This window comes from Maribacter algicola, assembly GCF_003933245.1.
In the GTDB taxonomy this organism is placed as follows: Bacteria; Bacteroidota; Bacteroidia; order Flavobacteriales; family Flavobacteriaceae; genus Maribacter; species Maribacter algicola.
In genome coordinates, this window is the sequence record NZ_QUSX01000001.1 from 1,189,126 (window position 1) to 1,213,791 (window position 24,666).

Annotated in this window: 20 protein-coding genes; 9 read left to right on the forward strand and 11 right to left on the reverse strand. The window is 41.8% G+C overall.

Annotation, left to right across the window (positions count from 1 at the left end; genetic code table 11):
- Positions 1-39 precede the first annotated feature (39 nt).
- Entirely contained in the window at positions 40-3,885 is a 3,846-nt protein-coding gene (locus tag DZC72_RS05010) for an Ig-like domain-containing protein (RefSeq protein ID WP_125221770.1), read from the reverse strand.
- A 438-nt stretch (positions 3,886-4,323) separates the two neighbouring features.
- On the opposite strand from DZC72_RS05010, the gene DZC72_RS05015 reads away from it, so the two are divergent.
- The 6 genes from DZC72_RS05015 (at position 4,324) to DZC72_RS05040 (ending at position 10,207) form a co-directional block, all read left to right on the forward strand.
- Positions 4,324-5,001: a succinate dehydrogenase cytochrome b subunit gene (locus DZC72_RS05015; protein WP_125221771.1), complete on the forward strand. Its 678-nt coding sequence runs from the start codon at positions 4,324-4,326 to the stop codon at positions 4,999-5,001.
- Positions 5,002-5,013: 12 nt separating this feature from the next.
- Positions 5,014-7,011 (forward strand): fumarate reductase/succinate dehydrogenase flavoprotein subunit, encoded by a 1,998-nt coding sequence (locus tag DZC72_RS05020; RefSeq protein WP_125221772.1) that lies wholly within the window; start codon positions 5,014-5,016, stop codon positions 7,009-7,011.
- Positions 7,012-7,020: 9 nt separating this feature from the next.
- The gene (locus DZC72_RS05025) at positions 7,021-7,767 is read left to right on the forward strand and encodes a succinate dehydrogenase/fumarate reductase iron-sulfur subunit (protein ID WP_125221773.1); all 747 of its coding nucleotides are present in this window, start codon (positions 7,021-7,023) and stop codon (positions 7,765-7,767) included.
- Between the two features lie 65 nt (positions 7,768-7,832).
- Positions 7,833-8,306, forward strand: coding sequence for a very short patch repair endonuclease (locus DZC72_RS05030; RefSeq protein WP_125221774.1), 474 nt, complete (start codon positions 7,833-7,835; stop codon positions 8,304-8,306).
- Between the two features lie 132 nt (positions 8,307-8,438).
- Positions 8,439-8,984, forward strand: coding sequence for a type 1 glutamine amidotransferase domain-containing protein (locus DZC72_RS05035; protein WP_125221775.1), 546 nt, complete (start codon positions 8,439-8,441; stop codon positions 8,982-8,984).
- Between the two features lie 68 nt (positions 8,985-9,052).
- Entirely contained in the window at positions 9,053-10,207 is a 1,155-nt protein-coding gene (locus DZC72_RS05040; RefSeq protein ID WP_125221776.1) for a methionine aminotransferase, read from the forward strand.
- Here the strand turns inward: DZC72_RS05040 and DZC72_RS05045 are convergent.
- The 10 genes from DZC72_RS05045 to trhO form a co-directional block, all read right to left on the reverse strand.
- Positions 10,204-11,355, reverse strand: a complete 1,152-nt coding sequence (locus DZC72_RS05045; RefSeq protein WP_125221777.1) for a serine hydrolase domain-containing protein — start codon at positions 11,353-11,355, stop codon at positions 10,204-10,206. The genes DZC72_RS05040 and DZC72_RS05045 overlap by 4 nt on opposite strands.
- A gap of 10 nt (positions 11,356-11,365) precedes the next feature.
- Positions 11,366-11,875 (reverse strand): GNAT family N-acetyltransferase, encoded by a 510-nt coding sequence (locus DZC72_RS05050; protein ID WP_243641643.1) that lies wholly within the window; start codon positions 11,873-11,875, stop codon positions 11,366-11,368.
- Positions 11,876-11,904: 29 nt separating this feature from the next.
- The gene (locus DZC72_RS05055) at positions 11,905-14,274 is read right to left on the reverse strand and encodes a S9 family peptidase (protein WP_125221779.1); all 2,370 of its coding nucleotides are present in this window, start codon (positions 14,272-14,274) and stop codon (positions 11,905-11,907) included.
- Positions 14,275-14,555: 281 nt separating this feature from the next.
- Positions 14,556-14,924: a hypothetical protein gene (locus DZC72_RS05060; protein ID WP_125221780.1), complete on the reverse strand. Its 369-nt coding sequence runs from the start codon at positions 14,922-14,924 to the stop codon at positions 14,556-14,558.
- 519 nt (positions 14,925-15,443) lie between these two features.
- Positions 15,444-16,100: a 3-oxoacid CoA-transferase subunit B gene (locus tag DZC72_RS05065; RefSeq protein WP_125221781.1), complete on the reverse strand. Its 657-nt coding sequence runs from the start codon at positions 16,098-16,100 to the stop codon at positions 15,444-15,446.
- A gap of 3 nt (positions 16,101-16,103) precedes the next feature.
- Positions 16,104-16,805: a CoA transferase subunit A gene (locus DZC72_RS05070; RefSeq protein ID WP_125221782.1), complete on the reverse strand. Its 702-nt coding sequence runs from the start codon at positions 16,803-16,805 to the stop codon at positions 16,104-16,106.
- 110 nt (positions 16,806-16,915) lie between these two features.
- Entirely contained in the window at positions 16,916-19,258 is a 2,343-nt protein-coding gene (locus tag DZC72_RS05075) for a penicillin-binding protein 1A (RefSeq protein WP_125221783.1), read from the reverse strand.
- A 4-nt stretch (positions 19,259-19,262) separates the two neighbouring features.
- Positions 19,263-19,727, reverse strand: coding sequence for a gliding motility lipoprotein GldH (locus tag DZC72_RS05080; protein WP_243641644.1), 465 nt, complete (start codon positions 19,725-19,727; stop codon positions 19,263-19,265).
- A gap of 13 nt (positions 19,728-19,740) precedes the next feature.
- Entirely contained in the window at positions 19,741-20,925 is a 1,185-nt protein-coding gene (locus DZC72_RS05085) for a PSP1 domain-containing protein (RefSeq protein WP_125221785.1), read from the reverse strand.
- Positions 20,926-21,077: 152 nt separating this feature from the next.
- Entirely contained in the window at positions 21,078-22,109 is a 1,032-nt protein-coding gene (gene trhO, locus DZC72_RS05090; protein WP_125221786.1) for an oxygen-dependent tRNA uridine(34) hydroxylase TrhO, read from the reverse strand.
- Between the two features lie 330 nt (positions 22,110-22,439).
- Between trhO and recA the strand changes: the two genes are divergently transcribed.
- From recA to DZC72_RS05105, 3 genes are all read left to right on the forward strand, one after another.
- Complete coding sequence (recA, locus tag DZC72_RS05095) at positions 22,440-23,447, forward strand: recombinase RecA (protein ID WP_125221787.1); 1,008 nt, start codon at positions 22,440-22,442, stop codon at positions 23,445-23,447.
- 177 nt (positions 23,448-23,624) lie between these two features.
- Positions 23,625-24,041, forward strand: a complete 417-nt coding sequence (locus DZC72_RS05100) for a hypothetical protein (RefSeq protein WP_165869276.1) — start codon at positions 23,625-23,627, stop codon at positions 24,039-24,041.
- Between the two features lie 24 nt (positions 24,042-24,065).
- Positions 24,066-24,629, forward strand: a complete 564-nt coding sequence (locus DZC72_RS05105) for an RNA polymerase sigma factor (protein WP_125221788.1) — start codon at positions 24,066-24,068, stop codon at positions 24,627-24,629.
- Positions 24,630-24,666 lie beyond the last annotated feature (37 nt).

Consider the following 24,666-nt stretch of genomic DNA (forward strand, 5'->3'; position numbering starts at 1 on the left):
TTAGAATGTAAAGGCCTTATCAGTTCACTTTGTTATTTTTTATTTAATAATCAGTGTCTTACCCTCATAACCGTCCACGGATTCGAACAAGAGGTAATTCACACCCGATGGAAACTCCGATACGGAAAACTGATTTACGGCGGGATGATTCGCTGGGTAATTTACCGTTTTCAATAACTGGTTACCGGGCCCATAAAGACTTACCACCACAGCTTTACCCATATATCCCGAAAGGTCTATGTTGAAAGTATCCGTAGCCGGCATAGGGTACAACTTTATGGAACTGGTATTTGGAGCTATTACCTTGACAAGAACCGTGGCGTGATAGCCACCGTCCTCGGTAACAACGGATACATCCATCTCACCTACAGTATTGGCCGTCACCAATCCTGAATCGGGATCAACAGAAACAATGGTTGGGTCATTCGAGAACCAACGTACATTTTTGTTCGTGGCGTTATCCGGTTCAACTATGGCATTCAACAGAAATGTTTCCCCAACGTTCAAGGTCAGTACTTTAGGTGATACTAGCACATTGTAAACGGAAATGTTTGGAGCGGGACCCCCAATAACCTTTATCAAGGCACTGGCCTTATACCCACCGTCGTTCGTGGTTACGGTAACATCGATCTCACCCGCCCCATTCGCCGTTACAAGACCTGTTGTGGCATCAATGGTGGCAATACTAGGGTCGTTGGAAATCCAACTGACGCTTTGGTCCGTTGCATTGGCAGGTTCAGTAATCGCATTCAATAGAAAGGTTTCCCCAACCTGAAGGTTCACTTGGCTGGGTGATGTCAATACATTATAAACCGCTATAGGATTTTGCGGTGTACCGGCCACTCTTATTAGGGCACTTGCCCTAAAACCACCATCATTGGTGGTCACGGTTACATCTATTTCACCAGGACCTACCGCGGTTACCAGACCTGTTGTGGCATCAATGGATGCAATACTAGGGTCGTTTGAAATCCAACTAACCCCTTGGTCCGTCGCATTGGCCGGTTCCGTAATAGCGTTCAATTGAAAAGTTTCGCCAACCTGAAGGTTTACAACATTAGGTGATGTCAGCACATTGTACACTGGAATGTTAATTGTTACCTCTCCAAAGACTTCTACCTCTGCCAAGGAAAGAATTTTATTGTTTCCTGGTAAATATACCATTAGGTATCTACCACTAGTGTTAACGCTGGTAAAGAATTGCGAGGGGTCAGCAGTGGCCGTTCCCACTTCGATATAGTCCGCTGGATTGTTGCTCGGGGTGTTTCCAACCAAGATTTTGGCACCATTCAGTCGTTCGTAGCAGCAATCGGTTCGATTGTACATATTGATTTTGTTGATGGTATATTCCCTACCCAAGTCTACCCTCCACCATGGATTGTTGGACGTGGCCGTATGCGTTACGGAACCATTGGAATAGAGGCCGCTTCTGTTTCCGTCAACGGCCTTTGCAGCATCCCCTCCAAAATCGTTACTTGACTGTACTGCTGGTTTGTTCAAGGCCAGATTCACCTCATTAGGTCCGGTGTTCGAACCCAATTGGCGTATCCAAGCTTCCAATAGGGCAACGCCATTCGCATCAATTTTGTTCTTGGCAATGGGAGGCATGGCAATGCCTTCCTGTAGGCTATTGGCGCGCAGGTAAATTATGGACTTCTCTGGAGAACCTTGTCTCAAGATGGCTTCATCGGGAATCCCCAAGGAATTAAAAATTCCCGCATCCAAAAGACCTGTTTGTTCCAGGTTCAGCAACATTCGCATATCAAAATCCGCCCGAACATCGGAACCGGCCTGGTGGCAATACGCACAATTAAGGTCTAGATAAGAACGAGCCTTTTCATCCAAGGACGCGTTTGCATCGGTCAAAGCTTTATATGTTAAAAGGGAATTTGTATTGGCATCGGTAATTGTTTGGTCCAATATGCCCAAATGGCTTAAGGTAACCAATTGATTTGCCGTTCTACCCGTTCTGGGATATCTTAATTCCTTGTTGAGGTATCTCGTACGTGTACCAATGGTACCTCCGGTGCTAGGGTTATGACAGGTAACGCAGTCGCTTCTGCTAGGGTAAGTCCAAACTTGGGCTTCGGTCGTTCCATTTGCCCTTATTATGTTCAAGGTTTCATCCAAACCGGATGTCAATAGCACTGCATCGGTCTGGGCCTCGTTCCATTTATAGGTAACATAATAAAACTGACCGTTGGCCGCCTTGACTGAAAATCTTGTCTCCAGACGTTTTGTAACCGATGGGTTATTTTCATCCAAAGGCATTTCAAAATGCTTTATCAGTACAGATCCAATTGGAAAATCCCAATTTCCGTTTTCGGAATAATTGATCTGCTCCTCTTGCGTATTGTGGGTACCATCGTTAGGGATTCCCAACCATCGCTTTTTGAGGGCGCCATCGGACCAAAATGACTCGATCAATTCATAGGGGAAGATACCTTGTGACGGTGTTAGCGTGGATAGATCGGTGAACGCGCCCGTTGCGCTTAAGGTTTGTGGTAAGGTCTCTTCAAATGATTTTTTGGTCGAAAGTTTAAAAAGTGTGGACACGCCCTGTTTAAGAATGTAGAGTTCCCCTTGTTTATCCTCTCCAAAAGATATGATGTTGGTGGAACTGAAATTCCCCAACTGTTCGTAGGCACCGTTGGAAGTATCCACGGCCCAGATTTCCTCGCCAACGCCATAATCGGCACATATATATTTACCTTTTAGTTCTGGAATTTCCTCGCCCCTATACACAAACCCTCCAATAACGGCATTGGCCTGTGATCTTGGAAAGGCGACCAAGGGTTCTTCATGCGGCATGTTCTCGTAAAGACCCGATACGCAAAAAGTGCTTCTAAAAAGACCCTCATAAAGTGGCCAGCCATAATTTTTTCCTTTTTTGACCACATTGATTTCCTCGTGGCGGCCTCCACCTATTTCGCCAATATATAAATCCCCAGTAGCCCTATCCTTTGTCATTCTATGTGGGTTTCTATGACCCATGGAGTAATACTCCTCAAAGCGTGTACCGTTTGGACTTAGAAAAGGGTTGTCATTGGGTATCCAATATCCAACCCCGGTGATTTCATCTGAAAATCCATGGTCTTGGGGCATGGTCCTAATGGGCGCATGACTTCGGGCAGGATTCCTATCTACGTCCAAACGGAGTACGCCCCCATCCAAGTTATTGATAATGTCCTGCGACTTTTTAAAGGCAGTTTGATCACCCGTGGTAAGGTATAAATAGCCATCGTCCCCAAAAAGAAGTCCGCCCCCTCTGTGAGTGGTTCCATACATTCTAAGTTTCAACATAACCTGTTCCGAACTTTCGTTCACGGTCATGGTCGTGGGATTCATGGTATATCTGGAAAGAATCAAAAAATTACCCCAATACTCCTGGCTGTTACAGCTTTGGGTGGTGTACATATTTGGATAATTATTTCCGTTCCGGTCTTTTGTGGTATAATAGGTATAGAAGTAATTGTTCCCTGCGGTACCAAATTTCGGGTGAAAGGTGAAACCCAGAAAGCCTCCGTCCCAGACAACACCTACCTTATTGCTCAAATCCAGTAACATGTTCTTTTGGGACACGTCAGGATCTTTGTCAAACCAAAATATCTTTCCGTCCCTTTGCCCAACCACGATTTTGGCCGATGTTGGCAATTCATTGAAGGTCAAAGGCGAGTCAAAAGTTAAGTTGGTGTACACAGGTGCATATGGCAATCCATTTGAATTGGGCACTGCCGCTGGAAAATTAAAGTTCAAATAACGGCCCAAAGGTTCAGGGGCGTCTAGCCCAGATCCGATAAATAATGGTGCTGCACTTAACAATAAAAGGGCCAAGGCAGCAAGTAAGGTAATTTTTCTTTTGGTTGATAGTAAATATATTTTCATATAGGGCTGGGCTGGTTTAACGCATTAAATAAACTAAAGTGGTCCGACAACGGTATTGTTTTTCGATTAAACGATGGTATTTTAGACCAATCAAAGTTCTTGTTGGCAATTCTTACAACTAGGAATGGTTTCCCCCATAGTCCTGATAATCAGGTTTTTCAGATTTTGATAACGGTCTCTTCTTGAAATTTCGAGGAATGGGAGGTATAATCCTACAAGACTACGGAAGTGTACATATACTAGATTCGATCATAAACCGTTATAAAAAACCTTTGATCTGTTTAAGTATTGACCCTGTTTAAACCGTGTTTTTTAGTTTGTAATTAAACAGTCTATAAAACATTCTTAAAATGGGTCTAAATAAGCGCACTTAGACTCTTGAAAACTTGTTAATAACTGCCCCGTGCAGTAAATTTGTGCAAATTAAAAAAGCAACTAATGAGCGGATTTTTTAAATCTTCAATCGGCAGAAAATATGCGATGGCGCTTTCGGCCCTTTTCCTAATGGTTTTTCTACTGCAGCATTTTGCCATCAATATTTTATCTGTTTTTAGTCCGGATGCCTTTAACGAGGCCTCCCATTTTATGGGTACTTTTTGGGCTGTACAGTTTGTACTTCAGCCCATACTCATTTTTGGTGTGATTTTTCATTTTGTCATGGGATTCATTCTTGAAATCAAAAACAACAAGGCTCGGCAAAAAAGCTATGTCAAAAATAATGGGAAGGCCAATTCCACTTGGATGAGCAGAAACATGTTGTTGAGCGGTGCGGTAGTTTTGGCGTTCTTAGTGCTACACTTTATCGATTTTTGGATTCCTGAAATCAATGTCAAATATATTCAAGGAGACATGTCCGGTCTGTTAAGCGATGGGGAGGGCTTTAGATATTACGAAGAGTTGGTCCATAAGTTTGAGAACCCTTTGCGCGTTGGCGCTTATGTCTTGGCCTTTGTTTTGCTCAGTCTGCATTTGCTTCACGGATTTAGTTCGGCATTTCAATCCGTTGGTGCGAACAATATTTACAAGAAAAGTATGAAAGGTTTGGCTCAGGTGTACGCTATAGGTCTTCCCGTAGGATTTATTTTCATTGCACTTTACCATCATTTCAACCATTAAAAAATAGCTACTATGGCATTAGATTCAAAAATACCGGAAGGCCCGCTGGCCGATAAATGGACCAATCATAAAAATAAAATCAATCTTGTAAACCCTGCGAACAAACGTAATATCGATGTTATCGTTGTGGGTACAGGCTTGGCGGGAGGATCCGCCGCGGCAACTTTGGCGGAATTGGGATACAACGTAAAGGCATTTTGCTTTCAAGATTCACCACGTAGGGCACATTCCATTGCCGCACAAGGTGGGATCAACGCCGCGAAAAACTATCAGGGCGATGGCGACTCAACCTACCGACTGTTTTACGACACGGTTAAAGGTGGGGACTACCGTTCGCGAGAAGCAAACGTGTACCGTTTGGCAGAGGTATCTACCAATATTATTGACCAATGTGTGGCTCAAGGAGTCCCATTTGCAAGGGAGTATGGCGGATTGTTGGATAACCGTTCTTTTGGGGGCGTTTTGGTATCGCGTACTTTTTATGCTGCTGGCCAAACAGGACAACAGTTGCTGTTAGGTGCTTATTCTGCCATGAACCGACAGATAGGACGTGGTAAGATTAAAATGTACAATCGGCATGAAATGTTGGATGTGGTCATCGTCGATGGCAAAGCAAGAGGGATTATTGCCCGTGATTTGGTATCTGGTAAGATAGAAAGGCATTCTGCCCATGCCGTGGTTTTGGGAACAGGTGGCTATGGGAATGTATTCTATTTGTCCACCAACGCCATGGGGAGTAACGTAACCGCTGCATGGAAAGCACATAAACGGGGGGCGTTTTTTGCGAATCCCTGCTATACGCAGATACATCCAACCTGTATTCCGGTTTCAGGGGACCATCAATCCAAGCTTACCTTGATGTCAGAATCCTTACGAAATGACGGTAGGATTTGGGTGCCCAAGAAATTGGAGGATGCCGAAGCTATACGAGCTGGGAAACTTAAACCAACCAAGATTGCTGAAGAAGACCGAGACTACTATCTGGAAAGGCGTTACCCGGCTTTCGGTAATTTGGTGCCTAGGGATGTAGCATCTAGGGCGGCCAAAGAGCGTTGTGATGCCGGATATGGTGTAAATGCCACCGGAGAAGCCGTATACTTGGATTTTGCCGATGCATTCATGCGATATGGTAGGGAACAGGCTTTGGTAAAAGGATTGGACGTAAACGATGATGTCCTAGTGAAAAAATTGGGTCAGGAAGTGGTCAGGACCAAGTATGGAAACTTGTTCCAGATGTATGAAAAAATCGTAGATGAAAATCCGTACGAGACCCCTATGATGATTTATCCTGCCGTGCATTATACCATGGGAGGCGTTTGGGTGGATTACAATCTGATGACCACCATCCCGGGTTGCTATGCAATTGGGGAGGCAAATTTCTCCGATCACGGCGCCAATAGATTGGGTGCATCCGCACTCATGCAAGGGTTGGCAGATGGCTACTTTGTACTGCCTTATACCATTGGCGATTATTTGGCCGATGATATCCGTACAGGACCTATCCCAACAGATACCAAGGAATTTGACGAAGCAGAGAAATCCGTACGTGACAATATCAACCATTTGATTAACAACAAAGGGAAGCACCCCGTAGATTATTTCCATAAACGTCTTGGTAAGATTATGTGGAACAAATGTGGTATGTCCCGAAATGCAGAAGATTTAAAATCGGCCATTGATGAAATCGCGGAATTGAGAGCTGAATTCTGGAAAGATGTAATGATTCCAGGATCTGCGGATGAATACAATGAGGAATTAGCCAAGGCCGGTCGTGTTGCTGATTTCTTGGAATTGGGCGAATTGTTCGCAAAAGATGCCCTACAACGTGAGGAATCTGCAGGTGGTCACTTTAGGGAGGAATATCAAACCCCCGAAGGTGAAGCCAAAAGAAGGAAGGAATTCCAGTATGTTTCTGCTTGGGAGTATAAAGGGGAACCAAAAGATGCCGTTTTACATAAGGAGGAATTGGTTTACGAGAATATTGAAGTTAAGGAAAGAAGTTATAAATAAAGGAAAGCTATGAATTTAACATTGAAAATTTGGCGTCAAAAAAACGCTAATGATAAAGGGAAAATGGTTGATTACAAAATCAACGACGTTTCCCCTGATATGTCCTTTTTGGAAATGCTGGATGTGTTAAACAGCGGGCTTATCTTAAAGGGAGAGGAACCCGTAGCTTTTGACCACGATTGTAGGGAAGGTATCTGTGGGTCATGTTCCTTATATATTAACGGCGAGGCGCACGGACCTGATAGAGGCGTTACGACGTGTCAATTGCACATGCGTAAGTTTAAGGATGGGGACACCATTTATATAGAACCGTTTAGGGCCACTGCCTTTCCTGTAATAAAGGATTTGATCGTTGATAGGAGTGCCTTTGACCGTATTCAAAACGCAGGCGGATTTATTTCGGTAAATACCTCCGGCAATACAATAGACGCGAATACAATACCTATAAATAAACACGATGCGGACGATGCGTTTAGCGCGGCCACATGCATTGGCTGTGGAGCTTGTGTAGCGAGTTGTAAAAATTCTTCGGCGATGTTGTTCGTTGGGGCCAAAGTATCCCAATACGCCCTCTTACCACAAGGTAGGGTCGAAGCCGTTGATCGTGTAAAGAATATGGTCGCACAAATGGATTTGGAAGGTTTTGGAAATTGCACCAATACGGGCGCATGTGAAGTAGAATGTCCTAAAGGAATTTCCTTGGAGAATATTGCGCGCATGAACAGGGAATACCTTTTTGCCAATATCAAGGACTAGTTACCACATCATAAAATTTAATTAAATCCTGTTTCAAATGAAATGGGATTTTTTATTTTTAAGGAATGCCCAAAAACTATTCCGAAGAACGTATTAAAGTCCCCAGATTTAACGAAGAATCAGGATTCTACACCACACCCCAACGTTCCAAGATAATGAGCAAGATTCGGGGAAAGAACACCAAACCTGAAATGGTATTTAGAAAGGCTTTGTATGCCTCAGGATATAGATATCGGGTTGATTATAAAAAATTGATAGGAAAGCCAGATATCGTCCTCAACAAATACAAAACGGTCATCTTTATCGATGGAGAATACTGGCACGGCAAAAACTGGAAGGAACGGAAACCCAAAATTAAGACCAACCGTGCGTTTTGGATTGCCAAAATTGAAAGGAACATGCAGCGCGATGAAGAAGTTAACAGAGAGCTAGAGCGTTTGGGATACACTATTTTCAGATTCTGGGAAATCGAAGTAAAAAAAGAACTGGAAAAATGCCTGCAATTGGTTGTGAAACATTTGGAAAACGTGGACAATTAATACTACAACCAGTTGCATTAAGATAAGCTTAACCTTTAAACACCCTTATTTAATAAGGCCTTAACGCATGTTTAGGTTTAGTTTCCCTAAATTAAATGGTGAAATAAAGTTTAACCTAAAAATTAGAATATAATGAAGAGGATTGCAATTTTAGCAACACACGGATTTGAAGAAAGTGAATTAAAGTCACCAAAGGAAGCCATGGAAAAGGAAGGTTTTCAAGTGGACATCATAAGCCCCGAAAACGGGAAAATAAAAAGTTGGGCCAATGGCAACTGGTCAAATAGCTATAATGTGGATAGAAATCTTTCTGATGTAAAAGCGGAAGATTATAATGCCTTAATGCTACCTGGTGGTGTAATAAACCCAGATACTTTGAGAAGGAACGAAGATGCCCTGGTTTTTGTTAGGGATTTCTTTAGCATGAAAAAGCCGGTGGCAGCTATATGCCATGCTCCTCAGATTTTAATAAGTGCCGATGTAGTAAAAGGAAGAACCCTTACATCCTTTAGCTCCATCAAAGATGATCTTATCAATGCAGGAGCTAGATGGGTGGATAAAGAAGTTGTTGTGGATGATGGCTTTGTGACCAGTAGAAATCCTAACGACCTACCTGCCTTTAACTCTAAGTTAATTGAGGAAATCAAGGAAGGGAAACATAAAGAGCAACATGCTTAATTTATTAGTTTAGTTGTTTAGAAAGGCCCGGGTTTCGACTCGGGCTTTTTTAGTTTATTTTTATGACTATGAACAAGGAAAAAAAACTTAAATCCAAATTGCCCTATGTAAAAACCACCATTTTTACCACCGTAGGGAATTTGGCCCGAAAACATAACGCTATTGACCTGTCCCAAGGGTTTCCAAATTTTGAAGCGGATGCCAAACTAATTTCCTTGGTGAACCAAGCTATGGAACAGGGTCATAACCAATATGCCCCAATGCAGGGCTATTATGGCTTAAGAGAAATTATTTCAGAAAAAATTCAAACACTCCACGGTCATCAGTATCATCCACAAACTGAAATAACAATTACCGTAGGTGCTACGCAAGCCATTTACACGGCCATAACGGCATTTGTACATCCAGGCGATGAGGTAATCGTGTTAAAACCTGCTTATGACTGTTATGAGCCTGCCATTAAGGTCAACGGGGGAATACCTATATTTCTACAATTGAATGTCCCAGATTATAAAATTGATTGGGAAGCCTTCAAAGCCAAAATCACCAAAAAAACCAAAATGGTGATTATCAATACGCCGCACAACCCAAGCGGAAAAATATTTTCCGAAAATGACATGCTACAGTTACAGGAAATTCTTAAAGGCACGAATATTTTGGTATTGAGTGATGAAGTATACGAACATATAGTTTTTGATGGAAAGGAGCATCAAAGCGCTTCTAGGTATACTGATCTGGCAGAACGAAGTTTTGTATGTGCCTCCTTTGGCAAGACCTTTCATGTTACCGGTTGGAAAATAGGCTATTGCGCGGCTCCTAAAGCCCTAATGAAGGAATTTAGAAAAGTGCATCAATTTGCCGTTTTCTGTGTGGACCATCCGGTTCAACGTGCATTGACGGAATACTTAAAAAACCCCGAACATTATCTTGGACTTAATGATTTTTATCAAAGGAAGCGAGACCTATTTCTTGAAGGCCTTGCCGATAGCAAATTTAAGTTCATCCCCACGCAAGGCACCTATTTCCAACTGTTGGATTATACCCAAATTACCCAAGAATCGGACGAAGAGTTTGCCAAAAAACTTATACTGGAACATAAACTGGCGAGTATCCCCATATCTTCTTTTAATGTCAACAACAGGGATGATAAAGTACTCCGATTTTGCTTCGCGAAAAAGCAAGAAACGCTAGAGAATGCTGTGGAAATTTTGTCCTCGCTTTAGTCCAGTGCCTCATTCAATTTGGACATAAATTCCCCGATTTTATTTGGTTCCAACCATCGGGTGACTACGACCATTTCGTTTTCAGGGTCTATGACGATAAAATTCCCGCCAAATCCTGCGGCGTAGTAAATGTTCTCCGATAATCCGTCCCAGTGCCTGTCACCTTTTTTATTCAACCACCACATGTAGCCATAATTGACATTTGGAGTAGAGGGTGAAATGGCTTGCCGAATCCAATCTTCACTTATGAGTTGTTCATTATTCCATTTACCATTGTTTAGAAATAACAGTCCAAAGCGGGCCATATCCTCTGTATTGATAAATAGACCTGCACCGGAATGACCTCCCCCGGTTACGGATTTCATATTGATCCCATCGATTTCCGTCCATGCGTGATCATATCCGTACCACCGCCAAGTAGTACTCGCACCAATAGGGTCCATAATGTTTTGCTTTAATACCTGTGGCAATGGTGCTCTCCAGACATGGGTCAATGCATAGGCCAGCACATTGACACGAACATCATTATACTCCATGAACGTACCGGGCTCCTTGGGCTGTTCAAATTTCCAATCGTCTATGCCGCCTTCACTGGGCGGACGATCGGCCCAATCCTTACCTCCCCATAATTCACCGGACCAAGCGGAATTTTGTTGCAATAAATGTTCCCACGTAATTTTCGAATTGTGTTCCCCATCGAAGGTACCATCCCATATATAATCACCTGTCTTGTCCTGTGTGGAAGAAATAAAACCACGGTCCAATGCCAGTCCTGCGGTAGTACTCAGAAGACTTTTGGTAACACTAAACGTCATATCCACACGTTTTACATCTCCCCATTGGGCCACGATATATCCATTTTTAAGTATCATGCCCGCAGGTCCGCCCCGTTTTTTGGTAGGACCTAGGATTTTATGAAAAGGTTCCTTTTCAAATCCTTTCAAGATGGCAATTCTAAGGTCTCTTGAACCCGAGTATTCGTTCGCTTGGGCGAAATCCACCGCAGCCTGAAGTTTATCCGTATTGATTTTATATTCTTGTGGCTTTTTTTGTTCCCAACTGGCATTGGGTTTGGGAAAGTAGTATTCCTGGCCACTCAACGCACAGGAAAACAAAAGAAAAAAAAAGATGTTCTTGTAACTTTTCATACTCATAGTTTTATCTGGTTATAACATCATATCGCATTAAATAATCGGTTTGCTTATCATTTCCAATGAAGTAGGGATGTGTCCCAAATTTGTAAAATCCATGTCGTTCATAAAAGACTATGGCGCGCGGGTTTTTCTCCCAAACACCCAACCATAGAAATGATTTTCCAACATTACCAGCCCTATCCTTTATCCAATCCAAAATTCGCTTTCCCAATTGCTTTCCCTGAAAGGCCTTGAGTACATAGATTCGTTCCAGTTCCATGGAGTCCTTCTGTTTTATATCGGTTTGGGCATCACCTTCGTTCAATTTAAAATAGGCCGCCAAAACACCCTCAAAATACACAAAATAAAAAGTCATTTTTGGGTTTTCCAGTTCTCGGCACAATTGCTCTTTGGAAAATGCCTGTTCCAAATACGAGTTGAAATCGGCTGGATCGTTTTGATTGCGAAACGCATCGGAAAAAGTGGTTCTGGATATGGACATCAATTGCTCCACATCGCAAGGTTTGCACGGCACAAATTCAAGTTTCGGGATATTTGACATCTTTAGTCCGTCAAGGTTTCCTCAAAGAGTTTAAAGATGCGCTTGTACTCATCGGTCCAACTGCTCGGTTCCACAAATCCATGACGTTCTACGGGATACACCGCCATTTCCCAATTCTCCTTACCCAACTCTATTAACCGTTGAGATAATCGGACCATATCCTGAAAATGCACATTATCATCGACCATTCCATGTAAAATCAGCAACTTTCCTTCCAAACCTTTGGCAAAATAGATAGGAGAACTTCTTTTATAGGCCAAGCTATCCTCCACCGGCGTATTTAAAATATGTGCGGTATACGGATGATTGTATGCCGCCCAGTCCCCTACGGAGCGAATGGCCGCACCGGCACTAAAGGTATCGGGTGCGTTGAACATGCCCATTAAGGTTATAAATCCACCGTAGGATCCACCATAGATACCTATTTTGTCTGTGTCAACACCATAATTATCTACTAAGTATTTGGCGCCATCTACCTGATCTGAAAGGTCCTTACCGCCCATATGACGGTAGATTCCCGTACGCCAGTCCCTGCCGTAACCCGCACTTCCCCGGTAATCAATATCCAAGACGGTATATCCATTATCCACTAATAGATTGTGAAACATATATTCCCTGTAATAGGAGCTCCACCACTTATGTGCATTTTGTAAATACCCTGCGCCATGCACGAAAATTACGGCTGCATTATTTTTTACTTTCGCATCTGGGGTATAGAGCCTAGCATGAACATTGGCCCCATCAGCTGCCGGAAAAGTAATGATTTCAGGGTCTTTCCATGAGTATGCATTAAAGGCTTCCGTATTGGATTCGGTGATTTTCACTGGGTCGCCGCTTTTTCCATACACCGGATTTTTCTGTACATAAAGTTCTGTTGGCTTGTTCGAATACGAATAAAGGATGGCCATTTGTTTTTCATCCGGCGAAAGCCTTACGTCGTTTCTTCCCTCCCACTGGGTCAATTTTTGCAATTTGCCTCCTTTTAACGGTATCGTATAAAATTGACGATTCCCTGGATGATCTTTGTTCGCCGTAAAATACCAGCGTTTTTTATCCTTGGAAATAAAGGGATCGTAAATCTCAAATTCCCCTGAGGTAAGGGCCCTTTTATTCCCTCCATCCATATCCATGGTATACAGGTGGGCATAGCCCGTTTTTTCCGATTTGTACCAAATACTCTTCCCGTCTGGCATCCAACCAAGGTCACCCCCATTGAACCAACCCGTAATTCCAGGCCCCGCAATCCAAGCATCATCATGTTGACGGTCCAGTTGGGTTATAATTCCGGTTGCCGCATCCAACAGCACCAGCCATCTGTCTTTATAATTGCTGGCCTGAAGGTCCAAAATGGCCTTTTCTCCATCAGGATGCCATGTGGGATTACCTATTCTACCGATGGGATTTTTGTTTTCATAGGTTTTATCGGGATAATCCTTCATAAATTCCGGAACATCGTTTAGTCCTTCCAAGCTATCCAGCACAACCGGATAGTTTGTACGCCTTTTTGTGTCGTACACGAACATTTCATATGTTGGAAGTTCGTCGCCCACTTTTGTTCGGGTAGTTTGCTCTTCAGTATACCCTGATTCCGTTACAAAATGGGGAACCATGGTGTTTTTGTTTTTTGGGGTATCCATCAACACATAGGTCACATAGCGCCCGTTTGGCGAAACCGTTTGGTTGATGACCTGTTTATTCCCGGTCGCTATGGGCAGGGGTTCAAGGGCGTCCAATTTCTTGGAGATTCGCTCACCCAACTCCCTTTTTTCCTTTCTTTCTCGTAATACGCCAAAAAGTTCCAATTGATCTTCGTACAGCCATTCATCCTTAGTGCTCCTCTTTGGGTCTTCTTTCAGCTTCTCTACAAAGTCGGTAAGCTGTTCCAAAACCCCGATTTCCATATCCCACGAAAAAAGATTTGATCCATTAACAAATGCCACTTTTTTACCATTGTCCGTGAAATGGGGGTTGGATTCCCTTTCCTTGGTTTTGGTGATGGCCATGGATTTGCCTGTAGCATTGTCCAGGAGAAAAATATCCCCGTTTTTGGTATAAACAGATTTGTTTTGCGTGGGATGGTCCACCTTTTGCGTTGCGGGAAGATTTTCCGCTTCAAGAAAATCGACTTTTTCAATATCCTTGGTTATAAATCTATAGCTATAGAGCGAATCACTAAATGCCATATCCGGATTCCAATCAAAATAAATGGCGGATTGGTCCGTTGCCCAAAAAACATTGGAAGGACGATGGCCTATAAAATCATTGCCGTTCATGATATCCGCTATTTTCAATTCCGATAGGTTACTTTCTTGTGCCAGAATAGAAAGAAAGCTAAAAAAACAAAAAACAATAGTTAAACAGTATCTGTTCATAGAATTGAAAATTTTTACAATGAATACCAAAGACTAGAATGGAGCTTAAAAATAGGGATATTTATAAGTAATTCTAGGTTGGTTGGAAAATAATAAGGAGCAAATTTCTTTGCTCCTTATTCTTGTTTCTTCTAGAATCAAAATAGCTTACTTATAAGCTTGAAAAATACTTGGGTGAGAATTGCCACGTCCTATTTTGATTTTTACATAGAACTTATTGAGGTCCATCTATAATTGAAAGCATAAGTAGGTTAATATGGGTATTTGTTAATTTTATTTTTTCAAGGTTGCCTAATAGCGAAAGGTTTTCCAGTTATATGATTCAGATATATCTTTCCATCCGCTTCGACCATAATGACTTTGACCTCTGGAAAATCTGTACCGGGATATGAAATAGAGTACTTTTCTCCATCAAAAGTCCACTTAAAATCGGTATAAAATGTAATTTCTCCATTTTCATAGCCTTGAAACCTTCCAAGGTATACATCATTAAAAATCCATTCTTCCTCATCCACCACCAATTTATTGCTATTTGTAGCAGATTTGACTTTATTCTTCCATATTCCAATCACAGGATCATTGTTGTTCTCAATTTTAGAACATGAAACCACCATTAAGAATGGTATTAGATAATTCCATAAAGATTTCATAGTAGGTTAAGTTTTAGAGTTATTTGGGATTCTCTTTAAACTTCATACCAATATTATGTAATAATTTTCTTACAATTTTATTTTTGTGGCAAAAATATAATGACTTGTTGTGAAATAAGTTAAATCTAGCATATGTTAATTTAAGGGTTAAGAGAATTGCCCATTGGGTAAACCTCCTTTGATGAAATATAAATTTTAATGCAAAAAAAAAGAGCAACCTGGGGGAGTTGCTCTTTTTTTCTTTTGTTGCGACTTAAAGCATAAACAGCTTTTTCGTCAATCGTACAAAACCACTCAAAAAATCGTTATGGTATACTTGCACTTTTTCTTCTCTAGGAATGTAATTCTGGGTATCCATTATAGGTCAAGTTTTGTTTTTACTTTGGGTTATTCACATCAGTGACGTAAAGATAGGCCCAAAGACTAGTTAAAACCGAATTAATGTTGTGAAGATGTCCTAGAATGTTGTGAATAAAACAACATACCCTAATTCACCGATGAAATGCAATCCCTTATGCTTCAATCGACCTTCATTTCCGGAATTTCCCCAGATACGATCAGCGTGCCTTCTGTAGCCTGCCTTATGTCTTCTACGGATACCCCAGGCGCACGCTCCAATAAGATAAAGCCTTCAGGTCCCACCTCCAACACCGCCAGGTTCGTAACTATTTTTTTTACACACTTTACACCGGTGAGTGGTAACGTACACCTCTTTAATAATTTGGATTCCCCAGCCCTATTGGTATGCATCATAGCAACGATAATATCCTCTGCAGATGATACCAAATCCATGGCCCCGCCCATGCCTTTGACCATCTTACCAGGAATTTTCCAATTGGCGATATCACCGTTGTCCGCAACTTCCATAGCGCCCAAAATGGTAAGGTCCACATGTTTTCCCCGGATCATGGAAAAGCTGGTGGCCGAATCAAAAAAAGAGGCCCCGGGCAATGTGGTTATGGTCTGTTTGCCCGCATTTATAACATCGGCATCCTCCTCGCCATCAAAAGGAAAGGGACCCATGCCCAATACACCATTTTCGCTTTGAAACTCCACGCTAATATCGTCCCGAACAAAGTTTGCCACCAATGTAGGTATACCGATACCTAGGTTAACATAATATCCATCCTTAACTTCCTGAGCTATACGCTTTGCTATTCCGTTTTTATCAAGCATCTTTTAACCTCTTTTTCTTACGGTTCGTTGTTCAATACGTTTTTCGTATCCTTTTCCCTGAAATATTCGTTGTACAAAAATTCCGGGGACATGGATTTGATTGGGGTCCAGAGATCCGGCAGGTAACAATTCCTCCACCTCAGCCACAGTTATTTTGGCCGCTCCACACATACACGGGTTAAAATTCCGTGCGGTTCCCTTAAAAATAAGGTTTCCGGCCTCATCGCCCTTCCACGCCTTCACAAAGGAATAATCTGCCTTAAAAGCCTCCTCTAGCACATACATTTTACCATTGAACTCTCTAGTTTCCTTACCTTCAGCCACCTCGGTTCCATATCCTGCAGGGGTAAAAAAAGCTGGAAAACCCCCTTGGGCCGCCCTACATTTTTCTGCCAAGGTTCCTTGGGGTGTCAGTTCCACTTCCAATTCCCCGCTGAGCATTTGCCTTTCAAACTCATCATTTTCACCCACATAGGACGAAATCATTTTTCTTATCTGCCGTTTTTGAAGCAAAAGCCCCAAACCAAAATCATCCACCCCGGCGTTATTGGAAATACAGGTAATGTCCTTTATGCCCAATCGCACCAGCTCATCTATGGCTTTTTCTGGGATTCCGCATAAGCCGAATCCTCCAAGCATAAAGGTCATTCCATCCTTTACCCCAGCAAGGGCTTCTCTCACATTTGATACAGTTTTTCTAATCATAATAAACTTTCAATGACATATTACTAAAATAAGGCATTTAAATCGAAAAAAATAAAAAAGCCCCGGTCATCCCCGAAGCTTTAAAAAGATTTTATTGCCAGCTATTTTATTTAAAAATCCAAATCGTCCAAGTCGTCCTCGATTTGTAAGTCTTGTTGTTGGTCTTCTACGAACTTGGTACAGTCCGTAACTATTGTCATATCTTCCGGTTTTTCAAAATCCTCTTTGGATACGCCTAACTCCTCGTTCCCGTAATTCTTTTTCATATATAATCCCCAAATGGGCAGTGCCATGGAGGCCCCTTGTCCATATAGAATGTTCTTAAAATGAATCGATCGTTCTTCGCCACCTACCCAAACCCCCGTGACCAAATTAGGCACCATGCCCATAAACCAGCCATCACTATTGTTTTGGGTAGTTCCGGTTTTACCAGCAATGGGATTGGTCAATTCATAAGGATACCCTGTCATAATTTCCTTATATACCGTATTGTTTTTATTGTAGTTATGCCTTAATCTAGTACCTGACCCCCCTTGGGTCACACCTTTCATTAAATCGATCATGGCATAGGACACTTCCTTGCTCAAGACATCTTTTGTTTCAGGAACATATTCGTATAGTACCGTTCCGTTTTTATCCTCTATCCGGGTCACCATAACCGGTTTTACATAAACCCCTTGATTGGCGAAAGCACCATAAGCTCCTACCATATCATAAATATTGGCATCCAAAGTGCCCAACGCTATAGAGGGTACTTCGGGAACATCTCCGGACATACCCAAATTTTTGGCTATGGCCACTACGGATTTGGGGCCTACTTTGTCAATCAATTGTGCGGTTACCGTATTGACCGAATTGGCCAAGGCATTTTTCAGTGTCATTTCCTTACCTGTATACTTTAAGTCTGAATTCCTAGGGCACCATGCCTCCATATTTCCATGTTTGCCTGCCTCAATGCAATATTGTGTGTCCGGCAACTTTTCACAGGGGGAAAGTCGTAACTGGTCAATGGCCGCTGCATAGACAAAAGGCTTAAATGTAGAACCTACCTGTCTTGCTCCCTGAATAACATTATCATATTGAAAATGCTTGTAATTAATTCCGCCTACCCAGGCCTTTACATGGCCCGTTTGGGGTTCCATGGACATCATGGCGGCCCGTAAAAAGGTCTTGTAATACCGAATGGAATCCATTGGGGTCATAATTGTATCCTTCTCACGGGTATCGCTTTTCCAATCAAAGACCGTCATTTCGGTTTTTTTGGAAAAGGAGTTCCGTATCTCCTCTTCTGATTTTCCAGCGGCTTTCATCCCCCTCCAACGATCCGAATTTTTCATGGCTCTTTCCATAATGCCTTCCGTTTCTTCCGGGGTTAGGTCCAAGAAGGGAGTTGTTGGGTTACGCTCCGGTGTATTTTGATTAAAGAACTCCGTCTGCAAATTAGCCATATGTTCGTATACCGCTTCTTCCGCATTGGCCTGCATTTTGGAATCTATAGTGGTATATATTTTTAAGCCGTCCAAATAGATGTTCCATTTATCCCGCTCTCCAGGTAAGGCAGGTTTGGGATTTTTATCGATCCAATCTTTCATGAAACGCTGCAAATACATCCTAAAGTACGTGGCCAACCCCTCCCTATGGTTCTCTGGATTAAAGTTGATATCCATTTTCAAAGCCTGTAGGGAGTCCTTTTCCTGCTCGGTAATGTAATCGTATTTGGCCATTTGCGCCAAAACCACGTCTCTCCTGGTTTTCACCATTTCCTCCCTACGTAAAGGATTGAAGAGGGAGGAGTTTTTGAACATTCCAACCAACATGGCAGATTCCTCGATTTTCAAATCCTTTGGCTCCTTGCCAAAATAAATCCGGGCCGCAGAGCGAATACCATCCGCATTGTTTCCAAAATCATAAATATTGAAATACATACTGATGATTTCTTCCTTGGTATAGCTGCGCTCCAACCTTGTGGCAAGAACCCACTCTTTGATTTTTTGCTGTAAGGTTTCCAGCTTATTTCTAGATCTTACGCCCACAAATAATTGCCGTGCCAATTGCTGACTGATCGTACTGGCGCCACCCCTTGTGCCCAAAAAGAAAAAGGCCCGTACCGTTCCCCTAAAGTCAATTCCGGAGTGGTCCTGAAAACGGGCATCCTCCGTTGCGACCAGAGCGTTTACCAAATTCTCCGGTAAATCTTCATATTTTACATCGGTACGGTTATCGTCCAAATAAAATTTTCCCAATAGTTCCCCATCCGAGGAAATGATTTGGGAAGCTAGATTGGTTTGTGGATTTTCCAAATATTCGTACGGCGGAAGTTCTCCAAAAAAACCCCATGACGCAGATAGAAAAATCAACGCAATGAAGGCAATGCCCGATGCAAACAAAATCCAAAACCATTTGATGTATTTGGAAAAGCCAGGATCGCTTTTCTTTTTTACCGCTTTTGCCATGAGCCTAGGGGTTACTTTTTTTTATTTCAATACCTACATCGGTTACACCTTCCAATGAAATCACTCCTTGAACAGTACCGTTTTTTCGCATCGCATGCGAGACTTCTAATGTATATACGCCCGAAACGGGAAAAACGATGTTTTCCTTATACCATAATTTATTTTCCTTTAAACTACCGGTCCCTTTTCCCAACCAAGTGCCATCCGGCAAGGCCATAGTGTATTCCAAAGTATCCTGTAGTACTTCTCCCTCTGGGGTACTAAGGGATGTTATCAAAAACAAGTTGCTGTAGGGAAAAGTATCGTCATTGCGTACATTAATGAACATATTATATTCCTGTACCGTATCCATTTTTGTGAAGCTGAACTCAAGAATATCATCCTTGTTCCAAACAGCCCCCTTTAGGCTCTTATATTCAGAGGTGACCCCAGTTGTATTACACGAGGCGAGAAGAAATATTGCTAACATCAAAAAAAGATAGCTACGCATTTTTATTGCTCCTATTTCGTTTTCTGTTATTATTCGTATTATTCTTTTTCCTATTGCGGTTTCTATTGCCCTTGGATTTCTTCTTTGGCCTATCAAACCTGGTAAGGCTATCTTGCCCAACCACATTTTCAAAAACTACTTTATCCTCCGTAATATTGTCCACTGCATAAATTTCCAAACTTGGAACCTTCTCTTTTTTCTTGTTCTTCTCCAAGATTTCGTTCACCTGATCCTTGGATAGTACGTGCCAATTGGCAGGTTCGTCTTTATATGAGAACCAAAGCAATTCCTTGAAAATATCCGTTTTTTGGCAAAAGGCAAGTCCTTTTTCCGTATTAAGTTTGGTGTCTTGGGGTGGAAAGTCCTTTAGGGCGTCCAGGTATACATCCAACTCGTAATTTAGACAACACTTCAATTTACCACATTGCCCTGCCAATTTTTGGGGGTTTAACGAAAGTTGCTGATAACGGGCCGCGGAAGTACTTACAGACCTAAAATCGGTCAGCCAGGTAGAACAACACAATTCCCTGCCACAGGACCCAATACCCCCTAGGCGCTGGGCCTCCTGTCGGTAGCCTATCTGTCGCATTTCTATACGAATGCCAAAAGCTTTGGCCATATCCTTTATAAGCTGTCGAAAATCTACCCGGTCCTCTGCTGTGTAGTAAAATGTAGCCTTGGAACCATCGCCCTGGAATTCCACATCGGAAATCTTCATTTGCAAATTCAAGATAATGGCGATTTCCCGAGATCGTTTTTTAATTTCCTCTTCCCTGTCCCTACATTTTTGCCAGATATCAATATCTTTTTGAGTGGCCTTTCTATAAACTTTGGGAAGTTCCTCCTTTGCCGGATCTATTTTCTTGCGCTTCATTTGAACGCGTACTAGTTCCCCGGTGAGCGTGACCATGCCAATGTCATGGCCGGACTGTGCCTGGGTAGCCACGATATCCCCAATGGAAAGGGAAAGGCTTTCCGTATTTTTAAAAAATTCCTTTCTACTGTTCTTAAAGCGCACCTCAACATATTCAAATGGCCGCTCGCCATTAGGAAGCGACATATTTGAAAGCCAGTCAAAAACAGTTAATTTATTGCAACCATCTGTACCGCAAGTACCGTTATTCTTGCATCCCTTTGGTTGTCCATCCTTACCGGTAGAACAACTACTACAACCCATATTTTATATATTGATTTGGTTAAATCCTATGGGACCCACCAAACTAGGTTCATAAAAAATCTTCTTGTAAAGATAATCAAAATCTGAGCGAAAAAAAGTGCTCTTTTTTTGCATTATGGATGGAATACATAATCAAGAGTAAATCATTGAGGTTACCTTTTGAACTTTAGTACTTCCGATCTACCCTTTTTAAAAATTTTATTGCTCACTACCATACCTTTTCTTAGGGCTTTTTGTTCCTCATAGGGCAAGGCGTGGATTTCCATGCAGTGATTAGAACAGCAATCGTTCATTTTTTCGGCACACTTTTTACATTGTATGAACAATAGGTGACAGGCCTCATTGGCGCAATTTACATGGTCATCACAGGGTTCCCCACATTGATGGCATTGGGAAATGATATCACTGCTAATCCGTTCGCCCCTTCTATGGTCGAAAACGAAATTCTTGCCCAAAAACTTATTCTCCAACCTTTGCTTCTCAACTTGCCTGGCATATTCTATTATACCTCCTTCCAGTTGATAGACTTGCTTAAACCCCTTATGCTTGTAATAAGCACTGGCCTTTTCACAACGGATACCCCCCGTACAGTACATGACCAATTTCTTGTCCTCTTTATGGTCCTGAAGGTCTTTTTCAATAATATCCAAGGAATCCCTAAACGTATCCACATCTGGGGTAATGGCATTCTTAAAATGTCCTATTTCACTTTCGTAATGGTTTCTCATATCCACCAACACCGTATCCGGGTCCTCGATCAACTCGTTGAATTTCTGGGCATTTACATGAACCCCTTTGTTGGTGACATCAAAAGTGGCATCGTTTAGTCCATCAGCCAAAATTTTATGCCTAACCTTGACCTTCAATTTCAGAAAGGACATATTATCCTGTTCTATTGCAATGTTCAATCGTACATTCTCCAAAAAGGAAATACTGTCTAGAAAGTCCTTAAACCTCTGAAAGTTTTCCGCAGGAACGGATAATTGGGCATTGATTCCCTCGTGGGCCACATAAATACGGCCCAAAACATCTAGGTCGTTCCAATGAATGAACAAATGATTCCTAAAAATACCGGGATTGCCAATGTGTGCATATTTATAGAAAGAAATGGTCAAGCGGTCTTGACCGGCCTCTTCAATGAGGGCAGCTCTTTCCTTTGCACTTAAGGTATTGTACAGTTGCATGCTATACTAATATTTTAAGTTAACAAATTTTGAGCGGCAAAGATATAAAATCCAGTAGGAACGGCTATTAATTGCCGGTAACAAAAAAGTCCCGATTTAAATCGGGACTTTTGTTTGGCCATTCCTGCTTTTCCTCTTCACAGCATTTGTTGAGTTAGTTTATTAGGAAATGACCTTTAATACCTGTAACACTAAAAACTGCTTACAAAACCATGTTTTGTTCTCACGCTTTTCAACTAGATAGAAAATGTCCAAAATGGTTGCGTAATAAATGTGGATATTCTTTTTTCCGAAAAGAAACACTAATTTAGCATTCCTAAAAAATACGTGATGAGTTCCGATAAAGAAGCCAAATTAAAAGCCCTAAAACTAACCCTGGATAAGCTGGACAAGACCTATGGAAAAGGTGCCGTAATGAAGATGGGGGACAGTGTTGTTGAAGATGTAGAGGTGATTCCTTCAGGATCCCTAGGACTTGACATAGCCTTGGGCGTTGGCGGTTACCCAAGAGGTAGGGTCATTGAAATATATGGACCGGAGTCTTCTGGTAAGACCACGCTCACGTTACATGCAATTGCGGAGGCACAGAAAAAAGGGGGGATAGCGGCTTTCATTGATGCGGAACATGCATTTGACCGTTTTTATGCCCAAAAATTGGGGGTCGACATTGATAACCTAATCATTTCCCAACCGGACAACGGGGAGCAGGCTTTGGAAATAACGGATAACTTGATTCGTTCCGGGGCAATTGACATTGTAATCATCGATTCTGTTGCCGCACTGACTCCAAAGAGTGAAATCGAAGGTGAAATGGGTGATTCCAAAATGGGACTTCACGCAAGGTTAATGTCTCAAGCACTTAGAAAACTAACAAGCTCCATAAGCAAAACGCACTGTACCGTTATATTCATTAATCAATTACGTGAAAAGATCGGGGTGATGTTCGGTAACCCAGAAACCACTACTGGCGGAAACGCACTAAAATTTTATGCCTCCGTTCGATTGGATATTAGACGTTCTACCCAAATCAAAGATACAGATGGTAACATCCAAGGTAACAAGACACGAGTAAAAGTGGTCAAAAACAAGGTTGCACCTCCATTTAGAACTACCGAGTTTGATATTATGTACGGAGAAGGCATTTCCAAAGTTGGAGAAATCATTGACCTTGGGGTAGAATACGAAATCATAAAGAAAAGCGGTTCCTGGTTCAGTTATGGAGATACCAAACTAGGTCAAGGAAGGGATGCCGTCAAATCCCTTTTATTGGACAATCCTGAATTATTGGATGAATTGGACGGTAAAATACGCGATGCCCTTAACGCCGTTAATAATTAAACTTCTTTAAATCCAGGTCCTTTAAAAGTACTTAAAGGATTGTACATTTTGATTTTTCACTCCAGCGGATAAGGCTGGGTTACTATCTTTTAAAAGTACTCCTCTCCACTAAAAATCAAGGGGAAAACGCAACCTTTAGAATAAATTTTCATCTTTCTTGTAAAAGAAATTGTAACGATGATGAAAAAATATACCCTAGTGGTCGCGTTGTTCGCATTACTATTAGGTGGTTGTTCCCTAGATGATGACGAACCCAACTTCAATTTTAAGGCATTACGTATTGAGAGTGCGGAATTACCGGAATCCTTTATTTTGAACGAAACGTACCAAATAAACGTAACCTATTCCTTGCCAGATGGATGTACGCAATATGAAGGATTTGATGTGACCAAAGAAGACACGACTATAAGAAATGTGGTTGCTATAGGTGTTGCAATGACAGATTTGGTATCTTGTACCAAGGCGATAACCCAAGAAGAGGCTTCCTTTAACTTCATTGTTAAATATGACCAACCCTATACCTTTAGATTCTATCAAGGAGATAATAGTGCTGGTGAGCCCGAGTTTTTTGAGGTTGTCGTTCCTGTAAACTAGATGTAAAAAACATAACCAACATATTTGTTGCTGGAAGAACTGGTACATAGATGTAAAAAAGGCGAGCGAAAGGCCCAAGAGCTATTGTATAAACAGTATGCGGGTGTTCTCTATGGCATTTGTTTGAAATATTCCAGGAACAAGACAGAAGCGGAGGATAACCTACACGATAGTTTTATGACCATTTTTGAAAAAATAGGCCAATACAAGTCAACGGGTTCCTTTGAAGGATGGATAAAGCGTATTACCATAAACACGGTATTGCAGAAATATAGACGAGAGGAATATTTAAGCGTGGTGAACGAGAACATGCCCGAAGAAGTGACCTTGGAATCCAATTTCGCAGATATAGGGCTTCAATCCTTATTGGGATATATACAGGAATTGCCAAATAAATACAGGACAACATTCAACCTATATGTCTTGGACGGTTATAGCCATAAGGAAATCAGTCAGATGCTGGGGACTTCGATAGGTACGTCCAAATCCAATTTGGCAAGGGCAAGAATGTTACTTAAGGATAAAATTGAGAGTAAACTATCACAATCCATCATTGGTTTGGTGATTATAATTGGAAATTGTTTTTGATTCCATTGGGAATACGTAGAAATATGAGTTTTGAATA